This is a genomic window from Flavihumibacter profundi (genome assembly GCF_020076305.1).
GTDB lineage: Bacteria > Bacteroidota > Bacteroidia > Chitinophagales > Chitinophagaceae > Flavihumibacter > Flavihumibacter profundi.
The window spans coordinates 464,297-487,110 of record NZ_JAIQXE010000003.1 but is presented as its reverse complement, the minus strand read 5'-3'; the positions used below and the strand labels follow the sequence as shown (position 1 = coordinate 487,110).

Here is a 22,814-nt window from a genome sequence, read left to right as displayed (position 1 = left end):
AATGAGTAAATGTATCAAATAAGAAAAAATGAAAAAATCATTCATAATTCTAATCCTGCTTTCCATAGCCAAATGGGCAAATGCACAGGCAGATTTGAAATTATGGTACAAAAAACCAGCCAGTCAATGGGTTGAAGCACTTGCAGTAGGAAACGGACGGATTGGAGGAATGGTCTATGGCGGCACTTCCGAGGAACTTATACAGCTAAATGAAAGTACGTTATATAGTGGCGGGCCGGTTAAAAAAAATATCAATCCGAGTGCTGCGGCTTATTTGCCGATGGTGAGGAAAGCTTTATTGGAAGATAATAACCTGCAGGCAGCAGATAGCCTTACCCGAAAGTTGCAAGGTTTATTCACAGAATCATACCTTCCAATGGGAGACCTAGTGATCAGGCAAAATTTTGGTGGCATGAAACCAACGAAATACTACCGTGACCTAAACCTTAATAATGCCATTGCTACCACAAAGTTTACGGTGAATGGTGTAGATTTCCGGCGCGAAGTTTTTATAAATGCACCCGCAAATGTATTGGTAGTGAGAATCAGTTCAAATCGCAAAGGCAGTTTGACGCTGGATTTGTCTGCGCGCAGCCAATTGCGTTACTCGATAGCTGCCGAAGGCGGCAATCAACTAGTGGTTAGTGGAAAAGCGCCGGCGCATGTGGATCCCAGTTATTTCAACCCGCCTGGTGAGGAACATGTTAATTATACTGTTGGTGCGGGTTGCAATAGTATGCGGTTTCAATATCGCATAAAAGCTATCTCCAAAGACGGTAAAATTCAAACTGATACTTCGGGCATTCATATCATTAATGCAAGTGAAGTAATCGTTTTCCTGTCAGCGGCTACCAGCTTCAATGGTTTTGACCATTGTCCGGATACCCAGGGTAAAGATGAAAAACAATTATCCGCCGGATACCTGCAAAATGCAATTCAAAAAACCTATGCCCGGCTCCTGGAAGAGCATATAGCGGATTACCAGCATTATTTTAACCGGGTAGGCTTCCAGCTAAAAGATACGATGGCCACTAACAGCAATGCACAGCTTCCTTCAGATGAGCGTTTAAGGGAATATTCCAAAGGCGGATATGATCCTGCCCTTGAAACACTGTATTTTCAATTTGGCCGCTATTTGCTGATTTCATCTTCAAGGCCCGGGGGACCGGCAGCAAACCTCCAGGGTATATGGAATAAGGAACTCAGGGCACCCTGGAGTTCCAATTACACTATCAATATAAATACTGAAATGAATTACTGGCCGGCAGAGGTGACGAATTTGTCGGAGCTGCATGAACCATTGATGGACTTCATAAAAGGTCTTTCTGTCACCGGGTCCAATACTGCCAAAGAATTTTATGGATTAAAGGGCTGGGTAGCGCATCATAACTCAGAGATATGGGCAACCTCAAATCCGGTTGGTGATACAGGCAAAGGCGACCCGGTTTGGGCAAACTGGTACATGGGGGGAAACTGGCTCTGCCAGCATCTTTGGGAGCATTATGCTTTTACCGGCGATAAAAAATTCCTGGCTGAAAAAGCTTACCCGTTAATGAAAGGTGCAGCTTTATTCACCCTGGATTGGCTTGTAGAAGATAAAGACGGCTGGCTGGTAACTGCACCGTCAACTTCACCGGAGAATACCTTTAAAAGCAGGAATGGCGAGAACTTTTCAGTAGCTGTCGCCAGCACTATGGATATGTCAATTATTTGGGATCTATTTACCAATTTAATAGAAGCATCAACTGTATTGGGTATTGATAACACCTTCCGGAATGAGCTCATTGCAAAACGCAATAAATTATATCCGTTGCATATTGGCAATAAGGGCCAGTTGCAGGAATGGTACAAGGATTTCGAGGAAGCTGATCCGCACCACCGTCATACTTCTCATTTATTCGGGCTACATCCTGGCAGGCAGATCTCTGCAAAGACACCAGAGTATTTCGCGGCGGCGAAGAAAACACTGGAGTTGCGTGGTGATGAAGGAACAGGTTGGAGTAAGGCCTGGAAGATCAATTTCTGGGCGCGGTTGCTTGATGGCGACCATGCATACCTGTTAATAAGGGACTTGTTACACCTGACCGGTGAAGGGGGCTATAATATGTCTTCTGGTGGCGGTACCTACCCAAACTTCTTTGATGCGCACCCGCCATTCCAAATAGATGGCAACTTTGGTGGAACCGCAGGTATGGCAGAAATGTTGTTGCAGAGTCATTTGGATGAGATCGCCTTATTGCCGGCTATACCATCGGCCTGGAAAGAAGGTTCAGTTAAAGGATTAAGGGCCAGGGGCGGATTTGGCGTGGATATTGCCTGGAAGGATCACCGGCTCTCCAAGGCCGTGATCACATCATTGCAGGGTGGGAATTGTGTTATACGGGCAGCGCAGCCATTTACCATTGAAGGCAAAAAGGTTAAGGTTGTGAAGGATGCCAGGGGTTATACGGCAATTTTTTCAGCACAAAAGGGTGCGCGTTATGTAGTTATGGCAAGACAATAACATGTTTGTTGCTTCTTTGTTGCTTCAGGCTGGCCCCATTTCAGTACAAATCATAACTATACCATATGCCAAAGGCAGGTTTACAACATATTTTACTGGTTTTCATGACAATAGGTTTGTTTTCACGCTTAGCAGGACAAACCATTTATGTTTCGCCCTCGGGTAAAGACCAGTATCCCGGTACAAAAGAGAAACCGGTTGCCAGTTTTGCAAAAGCGCAGTTGCTGGCCAGGCGATACCCTTCAAATAGTTCCGTGGAAGTAGTTTTTGCAAATGGTATTTATTACCTGCCGCAAACCGTTCTGTTTACTGCCGCCGATAGCAAGTCTGCCGACGCTACAGTAACGTATAAAGCAGCGGAAGAAGGCCGGGCAATATTGAGTGGCGGCAAACGCCTTGCGCTCAACTGGAAGCCGGCCAGCTATGGTATATACACAGCAATACTTCCTGCGGATATAGCCATCGACCAACTTTACATCAATGGTGAGCGGCAACGTATGGCCAGGTTTCCGAATGCAGTAGCCGGTAAAAATGTTTTTGACACCTGGTCCCTGGATCATGAAGCAAAAGCAGATTCAACAATGGACCCATTATCACCTGGAAGAATTGCACGGTGGAAAAATCCGCAGGGTGGATTCATACATGCCATGCACCAATACCTTTGGGGCGATATGCACTGGGCGATCAAAGGAAAAAATGCTGATGGATCACTCAGGTACGAAGGTGGCTGGCAGAATAATCGCCCATCTAATATGCATCCGCTTTACCGGATGGTGGAAAATATTTTTGAAGAACTTGATGCGCCAGGTGAATGGTTTTATGATGCAAGGCAGCGTAAGTTATTTTATATGCCCCCGGTTGGCACGGATCTGGCAAAAGCAAAAGTGGAAATTGTCAGATTGCGGCACCTGGTTGAATTCAAGGGTTCCAAAGCACAACCGGTTAGCAATGTACAGTTGCAGGGATTCGTATTTCGCCATGCTGCCCGTTCCTTTATGGACAATAAGGAACCCCTGCTGCGATCAGACTGGACGGTTTACCGGGGTGGTGCTGTAGTATTGAATGGAACCACAGATTGCAGCATAAGTGATTGTGAATTTGACCAGGTTGGCGGGAATGCAATTTTCATCAACAACTACAATCGCAGGGCCAGCATCAGGGGATGCTATATTCATCATAGCGGTGCCAATGGGATCGCATTCGTGGGTGATCCGGCAACAGTCAGGAGTCCGCTGTTTCAATATGGCAAACAAGATTACCAGCATATAGATCGAACGCCGGGTCCAAAGGGAGATAATTACCCCCAAGATTGTGTAGTGGAAGATTGCCTGATAACCATGACGGGAAGGGATGAAAAGCAAACAGCACCCGTACAAATATCAATGTCGCATAAGATCCGCGTGAGTCATTGTTCTATTTACGATGTACCACGTGCAGGTATCAATATCAATGAGGGCACATTTGGTGGGCATATCATAGAAAACTGCGATGTATTTAATACCGTCTTGGAAACCGGTGACCATGGCAGTTTTAATTCCTGGGGCCGCGACCGGTATTGGACGCCGGATGTAAATGAGACCTCTGCAGTTGTAGACATGAACCCTGATATGCCCACCTGGGATATGCTGGAGCCTAATATCATCCGCAACAGCCGCTGGCGTTGTGACCATGGATGGGATATTGATCTCGACGACGGGTCTTCAAATTACCAGATATACAATAACCTGTTACTGAATGGCGGATTAAAAATGCGTGAGGGATATAATCGCTTGGCCACCAATAATGTCATTATCAATAACGGATTGCATCCGCATGTATGGTATGCGCATAGTGGTGATGTATTCACTAAAAATATTGTTTTTAAAGCTTACCAGCCAGCCATAATGGATAATGTAATTGCACCTGATGGCCAATGGGGCAAGGAGTTGGACCATAATTTCTATGTTTCTGGTAAAGACCAGGTGACGGCCTTTGCAAGAAATAATTGTGACCTGCATTCCTTGAATGGTGATCCATATTTTGAAGATCCGATGAAAGGTAATTTCATGGTTAGCCCCGGATCACCAGTATTTAATACCGGGTTTACAAATTTCCCGATGGATGATTTTGGGGTTAGGAAGCCGGCCTTAAAAGCAAAGTCAAAAACACCGGAGATGCCCGTCCTTCAACTTTCCATTGATGATAAAAAAGAAGAGCCTGTGAAGCCTGCATACAGTTGGATGGATGTCATTTTAAGGGAACCTGCAGGTGCAGAAATGTCGGCCTATGGAGTAAGTTTCGATGCAGGTGGTGTAGCCTTACCTGTTGTCCCGGAAAATTCCAGGGCAGCGAAGATGGGTTTTAAAAATGGCGACCTGATCCAGGGTATCAATGGGTTTGCGATAAAGAATGTACAGGACCTGAAAGATTATATTGATAAAAAATCGGGTCAGCAGCAACAGCATAACATTGATTTGGTGAGGAATCAGTCGCGGGTGCGACTATTAACCATCACAGGTTCCCTGGCTGCTATAGTTTCTGTTGGTGTTCTTTCCATTTGGATGGGCTTTGACCGGATTGATTTTGAAGTAGCGGGAAGAAATTGTTTATTGGTGGCACCGAAGAAAGCTGCGAAAAATAATCCCTGGATCTGGCGAACAGAGTTTTTCGGTCATGAACCACAGGGCGATAGCATGTTGTTGGCCAATGGATACCATGTCGTATACATGGACGTACAAAACATGTATGGTGCGCCAGTTGCAATGGACCTGATGGATAAGTTCTATACCTATCTGACAACTGAGAAAAAATTGCACAAAAAAGTTGTACTGGAAGGATTCAGCAGGGGTGGGCTGTTTGCATTTAATTGGGCAGCTCGAAACCCAAACCAGGTGGCTTGTATTTATGCGGATGCGCCGGTGTTGGATTTTAAAAGCTGGCCTGGTGGGAAATATACCGGCAAGGGCTCACCGGATGATTGGAAACAATTGTTGCAGGTGTTTGGATTTACAGAGAAGGAAGCTATGGCTTACAAATTGAATCCGGTAGATAACCTAAAGCCATTAGCCAAAGCCAGGATACCGATCATCAGTGTTTGTGGTGATGCTGATACCATAGTACCGATGGCAGAAAACACATCCCTTGCAGAACAGCGGTATAAAAAAATGGGCGGCAAAATGAAGGTGATTGCCAAACCCGGCGTTGATCATCATCCGCATAGTTTACAGGACCCGACAGCGATCGTGCAATTTATCCTGGAAAATTCCCTGGCTAATTAAAAAGGGTTCATGAAAATGATAGTTATATTTCTCTTCACTTTGTTGGGTTTTGCTGAACTGTTTTCACAGGCAACCGCCGGACTTGAAATTACATTGTCCGCTAGCCAGCCCTGTAAATTCGCATATGGGTTAAAGATAGCAGGCAATATATTTTAATTTCCTCTTTTCCTGATTTTAAATACACCCCTGTTCTGGAATACCTTGTTATCGGATTGCATAAACAAGGTAAGTATGGAAGCACTGTTTGGTGTTACCTGTGAAGTATGATTGATATAAAAAGTATTTTCGTCTTTCCGGATAAGGTATTCCTGCATTGTGTTCTGGCGCTCAAAATTGATAACTGCAGAATCGATTGATGCACCAGTTACGGCAACATCAGCAATGAATTTAAATTCGTACTGTCCGGGTTTATCAATGAACCTGCTAAGGTCCAGGTCAATGGTATCACGGCCGTTTTTAAATGTATTGGTATTCCATCCGCCACAAACAGCCCATTCTTTTGTTTCCGTGGGTTCATAATGGTGTGTATAATTTTTAACGCCGTAAGCAGAAAAAGAACGGACCAGTGGTGGGTTAACGGATCTTTTAATGGTCAGTTTTATTTCACTCAAAGTTATAGTAGGGAATGCATCGATTTTTTTTCTGCCCACCGATGAGCCTTGCGCCAGCAATTGCCATTTTGTACCCACTTTGCCTTCTATAATATAGTCCCTGATCCGATGCCCTTCCCTGTAATCTTCTTCTAAAATGGTATGGTTAACTGAGGTTGGTTTTGTAAACTTCAGAATAGTTTCATTTGTCTCTACTGTTTTTGAGGCGGTGAGTGGGTGACCAAAGCGCCGGTTGATTTCATCCCCAAATGCTTTATATCTTTCCCTGTCAGCAATGGGAATTCTACCCGTTGTATCTGGTGTGGAATTAAGTAATAGTATACCACCATACCCCGCTGATTTATAATAGATGTCCATTAACTCTGCAACAGGTCTTCTTTTTTGTCCATTTGTCGGATTCCAAAACCAGTTGTGGTTATACAGGGTTACATCAGCTTCCAAAGGTGCCCAGGCATCGCCATCCGGGTCATCGTCATATTGTGTGGCTATGCCAGTTTTAAGGACAGAAGATTTGAGTGAGTTCCATGCCGGGTAAGCCAGTTTGCCAGATTCGGTACCTGGCCAGCGGATAGTAGCATGTGTACTTTGAAAGATCACAGCATTACGGGCATACTTTTCGAGGATGTCAGAAACATCGATCACGCAACTGCCATCGAACCAGACTTCCAGCATATTGCCATAGTTTTTAAGTACTTCAGTCAGCTGTTGCCGGAATACTTTATTATAAGTTTCCTGTAAGGCGGGGTCCTGGGTCTTTCCGCCACTGCCAATACCGGCACCATAGTGAAGATCACCCGGGTAGATGTACACTCCAAGGTTTAAACCGTATTTCCTGCAAGACTTTGCCAGGTCACCCAACACATCACCTTTGCCATTTTTCCAGGGAATATTGCGCACACTGTATTCTGTTGTATTGGTTTGCCACCAGCAAAACCCACCCACATGCTTGGCGACAAAGATGATTTGTTTAGCACCCCATGAAAGCGCTGTTTTGCACCACTCGTCAGTGTTTATTTGTGTGGGATTCATCCTTGACAAATCGAAATTGCCGGTTTCATCATATTCCAGTCCAAGCCAGGTGGCCACACCGAAATGAATAAACATGATCCGTTCCTGTTCCTGCCATTTATATTGAACAGCACTGGGCTTGGCTAAAGGAAATTCCTGGGCGTAGGCTTTTCTAAAACCTATCAGCAAGCAAGCGAATAGTATCAGTTTATTTCTCATAATTGCTGGGTGAAAGCGAAAATTAACAAAAAGGCCATGCTGTTAACGACCTCAATATTGCTTATTTCCGCCATAAAAATAACATGAAAGCCTTCCCTCACAGGATATGACAAAGCATTGGGTTATCTTAGGGTAATGTATTGCTATAGAAAACAGCCAGGCTTTTTTTTCATTTTGCTGGCCGGACTTTATGTAACGTCCTGCTCGCCCGACCTTCCAAGGGATATAGCGGATGCTTATAAAGAACTTCCAGACAAGATGGATTATAACCTGCATGTAAAGCCAGTCTTGTCGGATAAATGTTTTTCCTGCCATGGCCCCGATAAAGCAAAAAGGGAAGCCAGCCTGCGGCTGGATATAGATTCCGCTGCATATGCAGGATTGCCTGAAAGTCCGGGTAAAGTTGCAATTGACCCGGGTGACCTAAATGGCAGTGAATTGTATCACCGGATTGTATCCGATGACCCGGAATACAGGATGCCTTCCAAAGAATCACACCTTAACCTTTCGCCAAAAGAAAAAGCTATCCTTATAAAATGGATCGAACAGGGTGCAAAATATAAACCACACTGGGCATTTGTAGCGCCTGAAAAACCGGCAGTCCCGGAGTTGAAGAATGATAAATGGGCCATCAATCCAATTGATCATTTTATAGGGCAAAAACTGGAACAGGAAAAATTACAACCATCAAAAGAAGCAGCAAAGGAATTGTTATTGAGAAGGGTTTCATTGGACCTGACAGGGCTGCCACCCACCATTGAAGAACTTGATGCTTTCATAAAAGATAATTCACCAAATGCCTACGAAAAGCAGGTGGACCGTTTACTGCAGTCGCCGCATTACGGAGAAAAGATGGCGGTAGACTGGTTGGATCTTGCACGCTTTGCCGATTCACATGGCTATACGGTAGATGGCCTGCGGGACATGTCGCCCTATCGTGATTGGGTGATCAATGCGTTCAATTCAAATTTCCCTTACGATAAATTCATCCAGTGGCAATTAGCTGGCGACCTCATGCCTCATCCAACAAAAGACATGCTGGTAGCTACTGGCTTTAACCGCAACCACCAGCAGAATCTTGAAGGCGGTATTATTGAAGATGAATTCAAAGCCGAATATGTAGTGGACAGGGTCAACACCACCGGTGTTGCAATGATGGGATTGACAGTTGGCTGTGCCCGCTGCCATGACCATAAATTTGATCCGGTTTCCCAGAAGAACTATTACGAGATGTTCAGTTTCTTCAATAATGTGAAAGAAGCCGGGCAGATCACCTTTGATGGCACTATGCCTTCACCAACTGTTCAGCTACCTTCAGCAGAAAAGGAAAAGATCCTGCAGCTCTTTAACAATACCATTGCAGATCAGGAAAAAAAGACAGCCACCACTACTGCAAGTTCAGCAGCTGATTTTGAAAAATGGATCCAGGCAAAAAACTACCAGTACCTGGGCCGGCAAAAATTGCCGCAGGATGCACTACAGGCATATTGCAATTTTGATGACGGCACCTTAAAAAATGGTGCAGGCAACAAACAGGCGGGAGTGATGCGAAGAGGTTTGGATGCCAGTGTGGGCGAGAAGCCGGTGCTTGAAAAAGTGGACCATGGAAAAGCCTTGGTACTCGGTGGCGATGAATGGCTGGACCTTAAGCCAGTTGGCATTTTCAGGAAGGGGGATCCGTTCACTATACACCTAAGTATTTTCATTCCTAAAGATTTTAAGGAAGGCGTTATTTTTCATAAATGCGTAGCCGAAAGACTATATAATTACCGGGGGTATCACCTGTATTTCAAAGACAATAAACTGGAGTTGAATTTGTCGCATGCAGCGCCATCAAATGCAATTACGAGGGTAACGAAGCAAGACCTTCCCAGGGAAAAATGGGTGCAGGTGACGATGACCTATGACGGTTCTTCAAAGGCAAGTGGATTGAAATTATACCAGGATGGAAATGAAATGGCATTGGAGACAACTATGGACCAGTTGGCAAAGGATATCCTGCTCAACTCGTCCCAACAGCCTGGACTTCAGGTAGGTGCGTGGGACAGGGGTTTAGGATTTAAAGGCGGGAAAGTAGATGATATCCTGGTGTATAACCGGTTGCTCACTGATTTTGAAATAAAAATAATTACCGGGCAATCCAGCTGGTCATCCTTAACAGGTAAATCACCGGAACAATTGACAGCCCAGGAATTAAGTGCATTAAAAAACTATTATTTTTCAGCAGTGAACCCTGGTGTTGTTGAAGCCCGGAAAAAACTGCAAAAGCTTCGGAATGAATTGGCTGATTCCACTGAAAATATTCCTGAAGTAATGGTGATGCAGGAAATGCCGACACCCCGGCAATCGTATATTTTAATGCGGGGTAATTATGATGCAATCGGTGAGAAGGTTTTCCCCAATACACCTGCGGCAATATTGCCCTTCGATAAAAATTTACCCCGGAACCGTTTAGGGTTTGCCCAATGGCTGACTGATGTGAAACATCCGCTTACGGCCAGGGTTGCCGTAAACCGGTACTGGCAAAATTTCTTTGGCACCGGCCTTGTAAAAACTACAGAGGATTTTGGCAACCAGGGCGAAATGCCCAGCCATCCAGAACTGCTTGACTGGTTGGCCGTGACCTTCCGGGAATCCGGATGGGATGTAAAGAAACTCATGAAGCTGATTGCGATGTCTGCCACTTACAGGCAGGATGCTACCGTTCCAGCAAAAGACATTGGCAAGGATCCGGAGAACAGGTTATTGGCCCATGGTCCAGCGCTACGGTTAACAGCGGAAATGATCCGGGACAATGCTTTGATGGCAAGTGGGCTTCTTAATACTACTATAGGTGGTAAAAGTATCAAACCATACCAGCCGGGAGGTTTATGGGAGATCAATAACACAAGTTACCAGGCAGATTCCGGTGATGCGGTATACAGGCGCAGTTTATATATATTGATTAAAAGATCGGTACCGAATCCGACCCTCGCTACATTTGATGCTGCATCGCGTAGTTATTGTGTGGTACGCCGGCAAAAAACTAATACACCGTTACAGGCACTCGTTACCCTGAATGATCCTACATTCCTTGAGGCAGCAAAAGTGATGGGCGAGCAGTCGGCAAAAGAAAAAAATCCGCAGGATGCTTTCATCCGTATGTACAGGAAACTAACTGCGAGAACGCCTGACAGGAAAGAATTGGAGTTGCTCACGGATTTGCAGGGAAAGGAACTCAGCAAATTCAGGGCAGCCCCAAATAAAGCCAAAGGCTGGTTATCAGCAGGACAGTATAAAATAGACAAATTATTGGATCCGGCACTGGTAGCAGCCAATGCTGTAGTGGCCAGTGTTATCCTAAATTCTGATGCTGCATTAACAAAAAGATAAGCTATGTGTGACAACCACCATAATGAACCCTTCAAGCCGCACCTGCCGGACCTTGATCAATTACAAAAGGGGTTGGACCGTCGGAATTTCCTTACCAGAACTGCAATGGGCCTTGGTTCCATTGCACTGGGCACGCTGTTAGGGAAATCACTGTTTGGTAATACCCTGGGGCAGTTATCGTCGCCCAAACCTTCTGAAGACCTTGAAGCAGAGATATTGAGGGCCTTGCCACATTTCGCGCCAAAAGCAAAGCGTGTGGTTTACCTGTTCATGAGCGGCGGGCCTTCGCAATTTGAAACCTTTGACTATAAACCAAAGCTGGTTAATATGTTTGGCCAGCCACTTCCTGATTCAGTAAGGCAGGGCCAGCGATTAACCAGCATGAGTTCCAACCAAAGCATATTGCCGGTAGTGCCATCGTTCTGCAAGTTCAACCAGCGTGGACAATCACAGACATGGGTGAGTGAATTATTGCCCCATACAGCAGAAGTTATTGATGAGCTTTGCCTTATCAAATCCATCCATTCCGAAGCAATCAATCATGATCCGGCTATTACATTTTTCCAAACGGGTAACCAATTGCCAGGGCGGCCATCAATAGGATCATGGGTGAGTTATGGGTTGGGAACGGATAATGAAAACCTGCCTTCATTTATTGTGCTTGTTTCAAAAAATGCAGTCAAAGACCAACCTTTATATGCCCGGTTATGGGGAAATGGTTTCCTTCCTTCAGAGTACCAGGGTGTGCAATTCAGGGCAGGCAAGGACCCGGTGCTTTTTTTAGATAATCCTGAAGGTTATGATGGTGCAGACCGAAGGGAAATGCTCGATTATTTATCAGCGTTAAATAAGTACCAGAATGAGGTGAATAAAGACCCTGAAGTTGAGGCTCGCATTGCCCAATATGAAATGGCTTATCGTATGCAGACCTCTGTTCCTGAAGTAATGAATATTTCTGAAGAACCCGATGAAGTATTTGAGCTTTATGGACCAGATAGCAGGGACCCCGGTACTTATGCGGCCAATTGCATCCTTGCCCGGAAATTACTGGAGAAAGACGTAAAGTTTGTGCAACTCTACCACCAGGGCTGGGACCATCATGGCGGACTTCCCGCCGGAATTACCGGACAATGCAAGGCCACAGACCAGCCGACTGCTGCCCTAATCAAAGACCTGAAAAGGCGTGGCCTGCTGGAAGATACACTGGTGATCTGGGGCGGGGAATTTGGTAGAACAGTGTATTCACAGGGAAAGCTTTTCCCAAATAATTATGGCCGTGACCACCACCCCCGTTGTTTCACGATGTGGATGGCAGGAGCCGGGGTAAAACCAGGAATCAGTTATGGCGAAACCGATGATTTCAGTTATAATATTGTAAAGGACCCTGTACATGTGCACGATTTCCAGGCTACCTTAATGCACCTTATGGGAATAGATCATGAAAGGTTTACTTATAAATACCAGGGAAGGCGTTTCCGGTTAACCGATGTGCATGGTACAGTGGTGAAAAATATTTTATCCTAAAAACACTAACAATAAAATTAATCATATGATTACAAGAAGGAATTTTCTAAGAAACTCAACCCTGGCTTCTGCCCTGACAGTGGCTCAAACAGGTTTTGCATTTTCTATTTTGCACAAAAACATCAAGCCTGAAGAAACCCTGCTTGGCCATGGTGGTTACAAATACAAAGCAGATAGGGGCTGGGCAAAAATCAGCGTGAACAGTAATCCATTGTTCAACTGCCATGAAATGGTTCAGGACAGTAAAGGCAGGCTTATCATGCTGGGTGATAATACGCATAACAATATCCTGATATTTGACAAATCAGGCAAGCTGCTGGATTACTGGGGAACAGCCTGGCCCGGCGGTCATGGCTTATCTATTTCAAAGGAAGGTGGCGAAGATTTTTTGTGGTGTGTTGACTGTGGTTATTACCAGGACAGGAATGGTGATTGGAAAAGCCAGTCCGGTCAGGTAATTAAAACAGATCTGAACGGTCGGATCCTGTTTACTATTGGTCATCCGCGAACCATTGGTATTTATAAAGACAATGAACCCTTCCAGCCTACCGAAACAGCGGTTGGCCCTAATGGTGATATTTATGTAGCAGATGGATATGGGTCTGATTACATCATCCAATACAATAGTAAGGGTCAATATATCAGGCACTTTGGCGGGCATAACAATGCCAATCCAGACCACAACCTGGTCAATGCCCATGGTGTCGCGATCGACTACAGGGACAAGAACAAGCCCACGCTAATCTGTACTTCAAGGGAAGAAAATTGTTTTAAGGTATTTACACTGGATGGCAAATTCCTGCATCGTATAGATATGCCTGGTATGTATGTTTGCCGCGCAGTACCCGATGGCGAGAATATGTATGCCGGTGTTTGCTGGTCAAAAGATGCAGCGGGACAAAAAAATGACAGCACTGGATTTGTAACGATCCTTGATGGTAATAACAAAGTAGTTTCAAATCCAGGTGGCAATGCCCCTGCTTATAAGAACAATTTATTGTTACCAACGCTTCAGGCTCCGGATAAGTTCTTTCACCACTGTCATGATGTCTGTGTTGATGAAGACAAGAACCTTTATATCTGCCAGTGGAATGCAAATCATTCAGCACCCATCAAACTAACACGCGTTTAAATGATTTTGCTTGATATCACTACTTATTTAGGGCATTTACATCCACTGATTGTACACCTGCCAATTGGATTTCTTTTATTGGCTGTGCTGTTTGAATTATTGTCTTATGTAAAAAGATATGAGTACCTGAAACCTGCTGTTTCATTTGCTTTATTACTTGGCTTTATTTCTGCAGTCTTTGCCTGCATATTCGGTTATATGCTTTCGTTATCCGGTGATTATGATTTGCTGAACCTGGCAAATCATAAGATTACTGGAATAGCAGTGGCTGTTGTATCGGGGCTGCTATTTTTATGTACGACCACTGCATTCAGAAACAAAATTTCAATTTCACGTTGGTTGTTTTCATCTTTTTTTATCGGGCTTTTTTTTCTAATGACCTATACTGGTCACCAGGGCGGGAACCTAACCCATGGCAGTGATTACCTTTCACTTAAAACCCTCCGGCAACGGGAGCTTAAAAAGCCCTCAAGTGTGGATGAAGCCCTGTTATTTGAAGATGTTGTGCAGCCTTTATTGGCAAAGCGATGCAGTCAATGTCATAATGAAGGGAAAATGAAGGGGGAGCTCTCCGTTCAAACATTGCAGGGTTTATTAAAAGGCGGTAAAAGCAGGCCTGCTGTGGTAGGGGGAAAACTTCATGAAAGTGAACTCTATGAAAGAATAACACTTGATCCCTCCAATAAAAAATACATGCCTGCTGATGGTAAAACACCCTTAACAAAAGAAGAAACTGCAATCATTAAATGGTGGATTGAAAAGGGAATGGCCATGAGTGGCGTAAAGATTGCCGATTTAAAAAATGGGGATGAAATAAAGCCCAGGGTAGCGGTCTTTTTAGGGCTTGGGGACGGAGGTGAAATAGCTGACAATTCCGGAATTGCCGTCAATCCGGACATCCCTAAAAGTTTCAATCAAAACCTATTGGACAGCCTGAGAAATAAGGGTGTACATGTACGGCTGATGTCACACAACCCGGTTATGCTGGATATTACAATGCCCGCTGGTTCAGGTGACAAATTAGGCATAATAAAAAGCAACCTGAGGGCCGTAGCAAAAAATGTAATCTGGCTTAATCTTTCCAATAACAAATTAACTGAAAATGATCTCGATTTTTTGCCACTCATGACAAATCTTGAGAAATTAAGGTTGGAGAAAAACCCTGTTGCTGATGGTATCAGCAGTCAGATCGTCGGATTACAGCACCTTGAAGCGGTGAACCTAAATGAAACAAAAATAACCAGGGCTTGTACGGAAAAATTAAAGCAAATGCCTAACCTGAAAAGGGTGTATACCTGGAAAACCCTTGCCGAATAGCCGGCAAAGTATACTGAACCCAACAGTTCAGGACAGTTGGACAGGTATTCGTGCCTACTTTAGTTGGAGATTTCATTTTGCCATATAGAAAACCAGTTAAATGCAGGCCATTTTTGGAGTTATTTTTCATTTTATTGGTGGTTTTGCCTCCGGAAGTTTTTATATCCCCTATAAAAAGGTCAAGGGCTGGTCATGGGAAACCTATTGGTTAATTGGTGGCCTTTTTTCATGGCTGATTGTACCACCGCTGGCAGCCTGGCTTACAATTCCAGGGTTTTCAAATATTATTTCCGATACTCATTCTGGTACATTATGGCTGACCTATTTCTTCGGGGTATTATGGGGAATTGGTGGACTAACCTATGGTCTTGGTGTTAGATACCTTGGCGTTTCATTGGGCAGCAGTATCATTCTTGGCCTTTGTATGGTTTTCGGTGCACTAATCCCATCTATATATTACCAGCTTAATCCTGCAGAGGGGAAAGATACTATCAGTCTTCTGACCGGCACTCAATGGGGAATGACCATCCTTGCCGGTCTGGCTATTTGTATTGCGGGAATTATTCTCTGTGGTAAAGCGGGCACCCGTAAGGAGAAGGAATTGGCGGCAACTGGCGAAATATCAAATAATACGGAATATAAGTTTGGTATCGGACTACTTGTATCCATAATTTCCGGTGTGTTGAGTGCCTGTTTTAATTTCGGGCTCGAGGCCGGTAAACCCATGGCCATTGTGGCCAACGAAGTTTGGAAAGCAGCACACCCGGGCGAAGGGGAATTCCTTTACAGGAATAATGTTATTTATGTGGTGGTCTTATGGGGTGGACTAACTACAAATCTTATCTGGTGCCTGTTACTGAATGCCCGGAATGAAACTTTTAAGGATTATACAAATGCACAAGCTCCCAGGTTAAATAACCTTATTTTTTGTGCACTGGCCGGCACAACCTGGTTCCTGCAATTCTTCTTTTATGGTATGGGTGAAAGTAAATTAGGAAACGGGGCCAGCTCCTGGATACTTCATATGGCATTCATTATCCTTGTTGCCAATGCGTGGGGACTTGCTTTGAAAGAATGGAAAGGTGTTAGCAGGAAAACTATTAGTACGGTGGTATTTGGGATCATCACTATAATAATTGCAGTCCTGGTTGTTGGTTATGGTAACTCAATCAGGCCATAAAATTTTGAAAGCGAAAACTTATCTTATATGTCAATCAAAAAAGAACAATTCAAACATGTCAGTTACCTGTGGGATGAAGTAAAAGCTGCTGAGCTGGCAGGCGATGAAGTAGCATTGTTAATATACCGGTCCAATCTGTTGGGTGCAGACCTTCGGTTAACCAATTACGGCGGTGGTAACACTTCCTGTAAGGCGATGGCCAAAGATCCGCTGACAGGGAAGGAGACAGAAATCATGTGGGTTAAAGGGTCCGGCGGTGATATCGGTACGCTTAAGAAAAGCGGACTGGCTGCATTATATGTTGACCGCCTTCATAGCCTGCAAAAGATCTACCGGGGAATTACACACGAAGATGAAATGGTTGAACTTTTCAATCATTGCATATATGACCTGGCTAGTAAAGCACCCTCTATTGATACCCCATTGCACGGGTTTTTGCCTTTTAAGCATATTGATCACCTGCATCCCGATGCCGCCATTGCTATTGCTGCAGCAAAGGATGGCAAACGCATAACGCATGAATTATTTGGTGGTACCATTGGTTGGGTAGAATGGCAGAAACCCGGATTTGACCTGGGTTTAAAATTGAAGCAATGCCTTGATGAAAATCCTGGTATCCGGGGAATCATGCTTGGTTCACATGGCTTATTTACTTGGGGCGATACAGCTTATGAGAGCTATATAAATACCCTTGAGGTTGTGGAACGGTGTGCAGAATACCTTGATGAAAATATAGGAAAGGGAAGGCCGGTTTTCGGCGGTGAAAAAATAACTTCATTGCCACCTGCTGACCGGCTGAAACAGGCCGCAGCACTGGCTCCTGTGTTGCGCGGGTTTTGCAGCAGCCAGGTAAGGATGATTGGCCATTTTACCGACGATGAAAGGGTATTGCAATTCATTAACTCAAATGACCTGGGCCGGCTTGCACCACTGGGTACCAGTTGTCCGGATCATTTTCTCCGAACAAAAATAAGTCCGCTAGTACTTGACCTGCAGCCGAATGCCGACCTGTCTGACCTTAATGCGCTGAAAGGCCGGTTGCAACCTGCTTTCGAGGCCTACAGGAAAATGTACGCTGATTATTATGAAGCGTGTAAGCATCCTGATAGTCCCGCCATGCGTGATGCCAACCCGGTAGTGATTTTATATCCTGGTGTAGGGATGTTCACATTTGCCAAGGAAAAACAAACGGCCCGCGTAGCAGCGGAATTTTATATCAATGCCATCAATGTAATGCGTGGCGCCGAAGCCGTTAGTGAGTATACAGCTTTACCAAGACAGGAAGCATTCAATATTGAATACTGGTTACTGGAAGAGGCTAAGCTGCAGCGGATGCCAAAGCCGAAATCATTGACAGGCAGGGTAGCGCTGATCACCGGAAGCGCCGGGGGAATTGGAAAGGCCATCGCGAAAAAATTTGCAGAAGAAGGTGCCTGCGTAATATTAAATGATATTAACACAGAAAGGCTGGATGGAGCCTTGGAAGAATTCAGGAAATTATTCGGAAAAGATACAGCCGCCGCTACGATTTTAAATGTTACCGATGCGGCATCTGCCGTTGAAGCATTTGAAAAAGCTGCGCTCGCATTTGGCGGTGTGGATATATTAGTTAACAATGCCGGCATCAGTATATCAAAGTCTATTGCTGAACATAGCCTGGAAGAGTGGGATAAATTATATGATATACTCGTAAAAGGACAATTCATTATATCGAAAGCCGGTGTTGAAATTATGCGCAAGCAGGGATTTGGTGGTGATATTATAAATATCGTTTCGAAGAATGCAGTAGTAGCCGGGCCTAATAATCCGGGTTATGGATCGGCAAAAGCGGCACAGGCGCACCTTAGCAGGCTGTTGGCTGCTGAACTTGGCGCAGATAAGATAAGGGTTAATGCTGTTAATCCTGATGCCGTAATTGCAGACAGCAATATTTGGGCAGGTGGCTGGGCTGAAGGAAGAGCCAAAGCATATGGCGTTAAGGTGGAAGAATTACCGGCCTATTATGCTAAAAGAACTTTGTTGAATGAAATCATATTGCCGGAAGATATCGCCAATGCCTGTTATGCATACGTAAGCGGACTGCTCAATAAGTCAACTGGAAATGCATTAAATGTCGATGGCGGTGTTGCAATGGCATTCATGAGGTAAAACTTAACCGGGTATATATGGTCAGGCTGGCTTTCAAAATGAAATTGCACAAAGGCTATGAAGAGGAATACAGGAAAAGACATGCCGTTTTATGGCCTGAATTACAGTTGTTGCTGAAGGACACCGGAATAACTGGATATTCTATCTTCCTGGATGAATCAACACTAGACCTGTTTGGCGTATTGACTGTGCCGGATGGGCAAGCCCTGGATAAACTGCCGGATCAGCCCGTTATGAAAAAATGGTGGGCCTATATGAAAGATATTATGGACACAAATGTAGACAACAGTCCAGTTAGCATACCATTGAAGGAAGTCTTTTACCTGCCCTGAAAATATATAACGATAAAATAAAAGGTTCATGTTAGTCAATGCGTCTTTACTTCAACAACACAATGAATCCCTTTTAGCCACCCATCAATTGAAACTTGCAGCGAATAAGGCTGAATTGGAAAATGCAGAAAAGGTCATCGGGCTTTTGTCTGACTTCCAGGTGGCGATACCCAGCTGGGCTTTAGGTACGGGTGGAACTAGATTTGGTCGGTTTTCAGGGGGCGGAGAACCCCGGGACCTGGAAGAAAAGATGGCTGATGTAGCATTACTGCATCAATTGAACCGTTCCAGTGGCGCAATATCATTGCATATTCCCTGGGATATTCCCGGAAATCCAGAAAAAGTCAGGACCCTTGCGGAACAATATGGATTACGTTTTGATGCCGTCAATTCCAACACTTTCCAGGACCAGCCCGGACAGAAACTGAGCTACAAATTTGGTTCTTTACAGCATGTTGACAAAGCGGTTCGCCAACAGGCAATTGAACATAACATAGAAGTAATAAAACATGGCGTGGAACTAGGTTCTGAATCCCTCACCGTTTGGTTGTCTGATGGCTCCTGTTTCCCCGGGCAGTTAAATTTCAGGAAAGCTTTTCAACGTACCCTGGAGGGACTGCAGGAAATATATGCAGCGTTGCCGGCCGATTGGAAAATGTTTGTTGAATACAAAGCATTCGAGCCCAATTTTTATTCTATGACCGTTGGTGACTGGGGACAGTCATTATTGTATGCACAAAAGCTCGGTCCAAAGGCATTTACATTGGTTGACCTTGGGCACCACCTGCCTAATGCCAATATCGAACAGATTGTTTCCTTATTGCTGATGGAAGGGAAATTGGGCGGTTTCCATTTCAATGATTCGAAATATGGTGATGATGACCTTACGGTTGGAAGCATCAATCCTTACCAGCTCTTCCTGATCTTTAATGAACTTGTGGAAGGCATGAATGCAAGAGGCATGAACCACGCCAGAGATTTGGGTTGGATGATTGATGCATCCCACAACGTGAAAGATCCTTTAGAAGATCTCCTGCAATCAGTGGAAGCCATCAAGATTGCTTACGCACAGGCATTACTGGTAGATGCTGATGCTTTGAATGCGGCACAGGAAATGAATGACGTTGTACAGTGCCAGGAAATTTTACAAAATGCATACCGGACTGACGTGCGTACTTTGGTTGCGGAGGCAAGCCTTCGCTCTGGTGGAGCGTTACAGCCTTTGCAGGTTTACCGGGAGGCAAAAGTCAGGAAGCACCTGATCAGGGAAAGGGGAGAAAAAACTGTTGCCACTGGCTTATAATAAAATAGAAGACACATGCATAAAAAACCTGTCATAGCCATTTTTGATATCGGGAAAACCAATAAGAAGTTTTTCCTGTTCGATGAATACTACCAGGTCGTGCATGAACAATCCAAAAAATTCAAGGAGATAACTGATGAAGACGGATTCCCCTGTGATGAACTGAAGGGTATTGAACGGTTTGTTATTGATTCTGTCGATGAGATTTTGAAAATGGATCAATACGACCTGAAAGCAGTTAATTTCTCTGCTTATGGTGCGAGCTTAGTTTATATTGATGAAAAGGGTAGTCCACTCACTCCATTGTACAATTACCTGAAACCATATCCCGAAGCGCTTCAATCTGCCTTTTATAGAAAGTATGGCGGGGAGGAATTCTTTTCAATGACAACTGCTTCACCGGTATTGGGCAGCCTCAATTCAGGCATGCAATTGTTCAGGATGAAATATGAAAAAGAGGCTGTATTCGGAGCAATGAAGTATGCTTTACACCTGCCACAATATTTAAGTTTCCTGGTTACCGAAAGGCCGGTTTCTGATATTACGAGTATTGGTTGTCATACCAATCTTTGGGATTTTTCAAAAGGGCAGTACCATTACTGGCTCAACACTGAACATATCGGTGATAAGCTGGCGCCTGTAGTGCCTGCTGATACCGCATTTGATATTACCCGTGCCGGCCGGAAATTAAAAGTAGGTATTGGCCTGCATGATAGTTCCGCCGCCTTAATACCTTACCTTGTTAATTTCAGTGAGCCCTTTGCCTTATTGTCTACCGGAACCTGGTGCATAACACTCAATCCATTTAATGAGCACGCCCTTACCCTTGAAGAACTTAAAGCAGACTGCCTTTGTTATATGAGTTATAGTGGAAAGCCAGTAAAGGCATCCCGGTTATTTGCCGGAAATGAACATGAAATACAGCTAGGCAGGATAGCGGAAAAATTTTTAGTTGACCCTGCCCTGGTTTCTGCGATGAAATATGATCCTTTGGTTGAAGCATCCCTTAAATCGCGACAGGATTTTAAGGTTATACAAAAGGATAGCAAGGTATCGCTAAAGACCTCAGTTTTTTCTTTACGCGATTTGGGAAAATTTACTACCTATACCGAAGCTTATCACCAATTGATGATTGACCTGGTGGAATTACAGGTTAAATCAGCTGAACTGGTAATACAGGATACCTCTGTAAGGAAGCTGTTTGTTGATGGCGGTTTCAGCCAGAATGATATTTTTATGAAACTATTGGCCAATGCCATGCCGGAAGTAAAATTATTCGCTGCTTCCTTGTCACAGGCAACTGCATTAGGTGCAGCAATGGCCATACACAAAGACTGGAACGCCCATGCGGTACCTGCAAACCTGGTTCAATTACAATATTTCCCTAAAGGCCAGGGCCGCACTGCCTGATATTCGGGTTAATATCAATTTGCTGTTTACCAGGCAGAATGAATTAATGTTGTCTTAATGATGAAAGCCATAATGAAATATTTAATCGCATTTTTGTTCCTGGTAATGGACAGCACTTCGTTAACAGCACAGGTGTACCAACCTACCTGGAGTTCATTAGATTCAAGACCTATTCCGGGTTGGTTCGAAGATGCGAAATTTGGGATTTTCATACACTGGGGTGTTTATTCAGTTCCCGCCTACAGGCCTTTGGAAAATGGTTTGTATGCTTCTTATTCAGAATGGTATTATGCTAAAGTGCTGGACAATGAAAAGAACGGTGGTAAAGCATTTCATAAAAAAAACTACGGGAAGGATTTTGAATACCGGGATTTTGCCCCTTTATTTAAGGCAGAATTATGGCAGCCGGATGCCTGGGCGAAAATGTTTAAGGATGCAGGTGCACAGTATGTTGTACTAACTTCAAAACACCATGACGGATTTTGTCTATGGCCAACAAAAAGCCCGTACAAAAAAAACTGGAATGCGATGGATATTGGTCCAAAGCGGGACCTTGTTGGTGAGCTGACTACTGCTGTCCGTGGCCAGGGATTGAAAATGGGTCTTTATTATTCAATTATTGAGTGGGAAAGCTCAAAAACACATCGTTCAGAAACCGGCTACTATGTGCCCCTTAGGATGGTGGAGAAATACAAAATTCCGGAAAGCGAATACGTAGACAAGCATTTATTGCCCCAGCTGAAAGAGTTGGTGAATAATTATAAGCCTTCCCTGCTATTTTCAGATGGTGGAGAATGGGATGGTTCGGAAGAATACCTGAAGACAAAGGAATTCTTATCGTGGTTATATTCTGAATCGCCCATAAAATCTGAGGTAGTCGTTAACGACCGGTTTGCCAAAGGGATGCCCGGCAATCATGGCGATTATTACTCAAGTGAATACAGCGATGCAAAAATCACAAAGTACCATCCCTGGGAAGAGAGCCGGGGTATTGGCGGATCATATGGGTTTAACAGGGCTGAAAACCTGGAAAATTATAGTACTTCCAAACACCTGATTATTGAATTAATAGATATCGTAAGTCGTGGTGGTAACCTTTTATTGAATGTTGGTCCGGCTGCTGATGGTACGATACCTGTTATAATGCAGGAAAGGTTAAGTGATATTGGGAAGTGGCTTAAAGTAAATGGCGAAGCTATATATGGAACCAGGAAATCAGTTGTCCCTGCCCAGGAATCCTATGGACAAAAATTATATTTCACACAAAAGGGGAAAATTATATATGCCATTTTCGCACAATGGCCAAACACTGCTATGACAATGAACCTTAAGGATATTGGAACCATTTCCAAGGTTAGCCTGGTTGGAGTTGATAAACAGGTAAAATGGTCCTATAATAAAGACGAACTTGTAATTACACTTCCTGAATGCAGCATTAATGAATTACCTTCTTTTTATGCATGGGCAATCCGTATTGAAACAAAATAAATTATGTGTA

13 protein-coding genes are annotated in these 22,814 nt (G+C 44.2%); 12 read left to right on the top strand and 1 reads right to left on the bottom strand.

What is annotated here, in order from left to right; translation table 11 throughout:
• Window positions 1-28: 28 nt before the first annotated feature.
• The gene (locus LAQ65_RS16785; protein ID WP_224118155.1) at window positions 29-2,503 is read left to right on the top strand and encodes a glycoside hydrolase family 95 protein; all 2,475 of its coding nucleotides are present in this window, start codon (window positions 29-31) and stop codon (window positions 2,501-2,503) included.
• 65 nt (window positions 2,504-2,568) lie between these two features.
• A complete protein-coding gene (locus LAQ65_RS16780) occupies window positions 2,569-5,760 on the top strand; it encodes an alpha/beta fold hydrolase (RefSeq protein ID WP_224118154.1) in 3,192 nt (1,063 codons plus the stop codon).
• Between the two features lie 152 nt (window positions 5,761-5,912).
• Here the strand turns inward: LAQ65_RS16780 and LAQ65_RS16775 are convergent, their stop codons facing one another.
• A complete protein-coding gene (locus LAQ65_RS16775) occupies window positions 5,913-7,598 on the bottom strand; it encodes an alpha-L-fucosidase (protein ID WP_224118153.1) in 1,686 nt (561 codons plus the stop codon).
• A gap of 135 nt (window positions 7,599-7,733) precedes the next feature.
• Between LAQ65_RS16775 and LAQ65_RS16770 the strand changes: the two genes are divergently transcribed.
• From LAQ65_RS16770 to LAQ65_RS16725, 10 genes are all read left to right on the top strand, one after another.
• Window positions 7,734-10,970, top strand: a complete 3,237-nt coding sequence (locus tag LAQ65_RS16770) for a DUF1553 domain-containing protein (RefSeq protein WP_224118152.1) — start codon at window positions 7,734-7,736, stop codon at window positions 10,968-10,970.
• A gap of 3 nt (window positions 10,971-10,973) precedes the next feature.
• Complete coding sequence (locus LAQ65_RS16765; protein WP_224118151.1) at window positions 10,974-12,494, top strand: DUF1501 domain-containing protein; 1,521 nt, start codon at window positions 10,974-10,976, stop codon at window positions 12,492-12,494.
• 25 nt (window positions 12,495-12,519) lie between these two features.
• Window positions 12,520-13,626, top strand: coding sequence for an NHL repeat-containing protein (locus LAQ65_RS16760; RefSeq protein ID WP_224118150.1), 1,107 nt, complete (start codon window positions 12,520-12,522; stop codon window positions 13,624-13,626).
• Complete coding sequence (locus tag LAQ65_RS16755; protein WP_224118149.1) at window positions 13,627-14,943, top strand: c-type cytochrome domain-containing protein; 1,317 nt, start codon at window positions 13,627-13,629, stop codon at window positions 14,941-14,943.
• A gap of 100 nt (window positions 14,944-15,043) precedes the next feature.
• Complete coding sequence (gene rhaT / locus LAQ65_RS16750; protein WP_224118148.1) at window positions 15,044-16,123, top strand: L-rhamnose/proton symporter RhaT; 1,080 nt, start codon at window positions 15,044-15,046, stop codon at window positions 16,121-16,123.
• Window positions 16,124-16,150: 27 nt separating this feature from the next.
• Window positions 16,151-18,271, top strand: a complete 2,121-nt coding sequence (locus tag LAQ65_RS16745) for a bifunctional aldolase/short-chain dehydrogenase (protein WP_224118147.1) — start codon at window positions 16,151-16,153, stop codon at window positions 18,269-18,271.
• Between the two features lie 17 nt (window positions 18,272-18,288).
• A complete protein-coding gene (gene rhaM, locus LAQ65_RS16740) occupies window positions 18,289-18,603 on the top strand; it encodes an L-rhamnose mutarotase (RefSeq protein WP_224118146.1) in 315 nt (104 codons plus the stop codon).
• 28 nt (window positions 18,604-18,631) lie between these two features.
• On the top strand, window positions 18,632-19,906 hold the full coding sequence (locus LAQ65_RS16735) for a TIM barrel protein (protein ID WP_224118145.1): 1,275 nt from the start codon (window positions 18,632-18,634) through the stop codon (window positions 19,904-19,906).
• Window positions 19,907-19,921: 15 nt separating this feature from the next.
• Entirely contained in the window at window positions 19,922-21,316 is a 1,395-nt protein-coding gene (locus LAQ65_RS16730; RefSeq protein ID WP_224118144.1) for an FGGY-family carbohydrate kinase, read from the top strand.
• Between the two features lie 72 nt (window positions 21,317-21,388).
• Window positions 21,389-22,804, top strand: a complete 1,416-nt coding sequence (locus LAQ65_RS16725) for an alpha-L-fucosidase (protein WP_224118143.1) — start codon at window positions 21,389-21,391, stop codon at window positions 22,802-22,804.
• Window positions 22,805-22,814 lie beyond the last annotated feature (10 nt).

Excerpts from the sequence above, each read along its gene's own strand:
- LAQ65_RS16785 (WP_224118155.1), top strand. The coding sequence starts at position 29 with ATGAAAAAATCATTCATAATTCTAATCCTGCTTTCCATAGCCAAATGG.
- LAQ65_RS16780 (WP_224118154.1), top strand. The coding sequence starts at position 2,569 with ATGCCAAAGGCAGGTTTACAACATATTTTACTGGTTTTCATGACAATA.
- LAQ65_RS16775 (WP_224118153.1), bottom strand. The coding sequence starts at position 7,598 with ATGAGAAATAAACTGATACTATTCGCTTGCTTGCTGATAGGTTTTAGA.
- LAQ65_RS16770 (WP_224118152.1), top strand. The coding sequence starts at position 7,734 with ATGTATTGCTATAGAAAACAGCCAGGCTTTTTTTTCATTTTGCTGGCC.
- LAQ65_RS16765 (WP_224118151.1), top strand. The coding sequence starts at position 10,974 with ATGTGTGACAACCACCATAATGAACCCTTCAAGCCGCACCTGCCGGAC.
- LAQ65_RS16760 (WP_224118150.1), top strand. The coding sequence starts at position 12,520 with ATGATTACAAGAAGGAATTTTCTAAGAAACTCAACCCTGGCTTCTGCC.
- LAQ65_RS16755 (WP_224118149.1), top strand. The coding sequence starts at position 13,627 with ATGATTTTGCTTGATATCACTACTTATTTAGGGCATTTACATCCACTG.
- rhaT (WP_224118148.1), top strand. The coding sequence starts at position 15,044 with ATGCAGGCCATTTTTGGAGTTATTTTTCATTTTATTGGTGGTTTTGCC.
- LAQ65_RS16745 (WP_224118147.1), top strand. The coding sequence starts at position 16,151 with ATGTCAATCAAAAAAGAACAATTCAAACATGTCAGTTACCTGTGGGAT.
- rhaM (WP_224118146.1), top strand. The coding sequence starts at position 18,289 with ATGGTCAGGCTGGCTTTCAAAATGAAATTGCACAAAGGCTATGAAGAG.
- LAQ65_RS16735 (WP_224118145.1), top strand. The coding sequence starts at position 18,632 with ATGTTAGTCAATGCGTCTTTACTTCAACAACACAATGAATCCCTTTTA.
- LAQ65_RS16730 (WP_224118144.1), top strand. The coding sequence starts at position 19,922 with ATGCATAAAAAACCTGTCATAGCCATTTTTGATATCGGGAAAACCAAT.
- LAQ65_RS16725 (WP_224118143.1), top strand. The coding sequence starts at position 21,389 with ATGAAATATTTAATCGCATTTTTGTTCCTGGTAATGGACAGCACTTCG.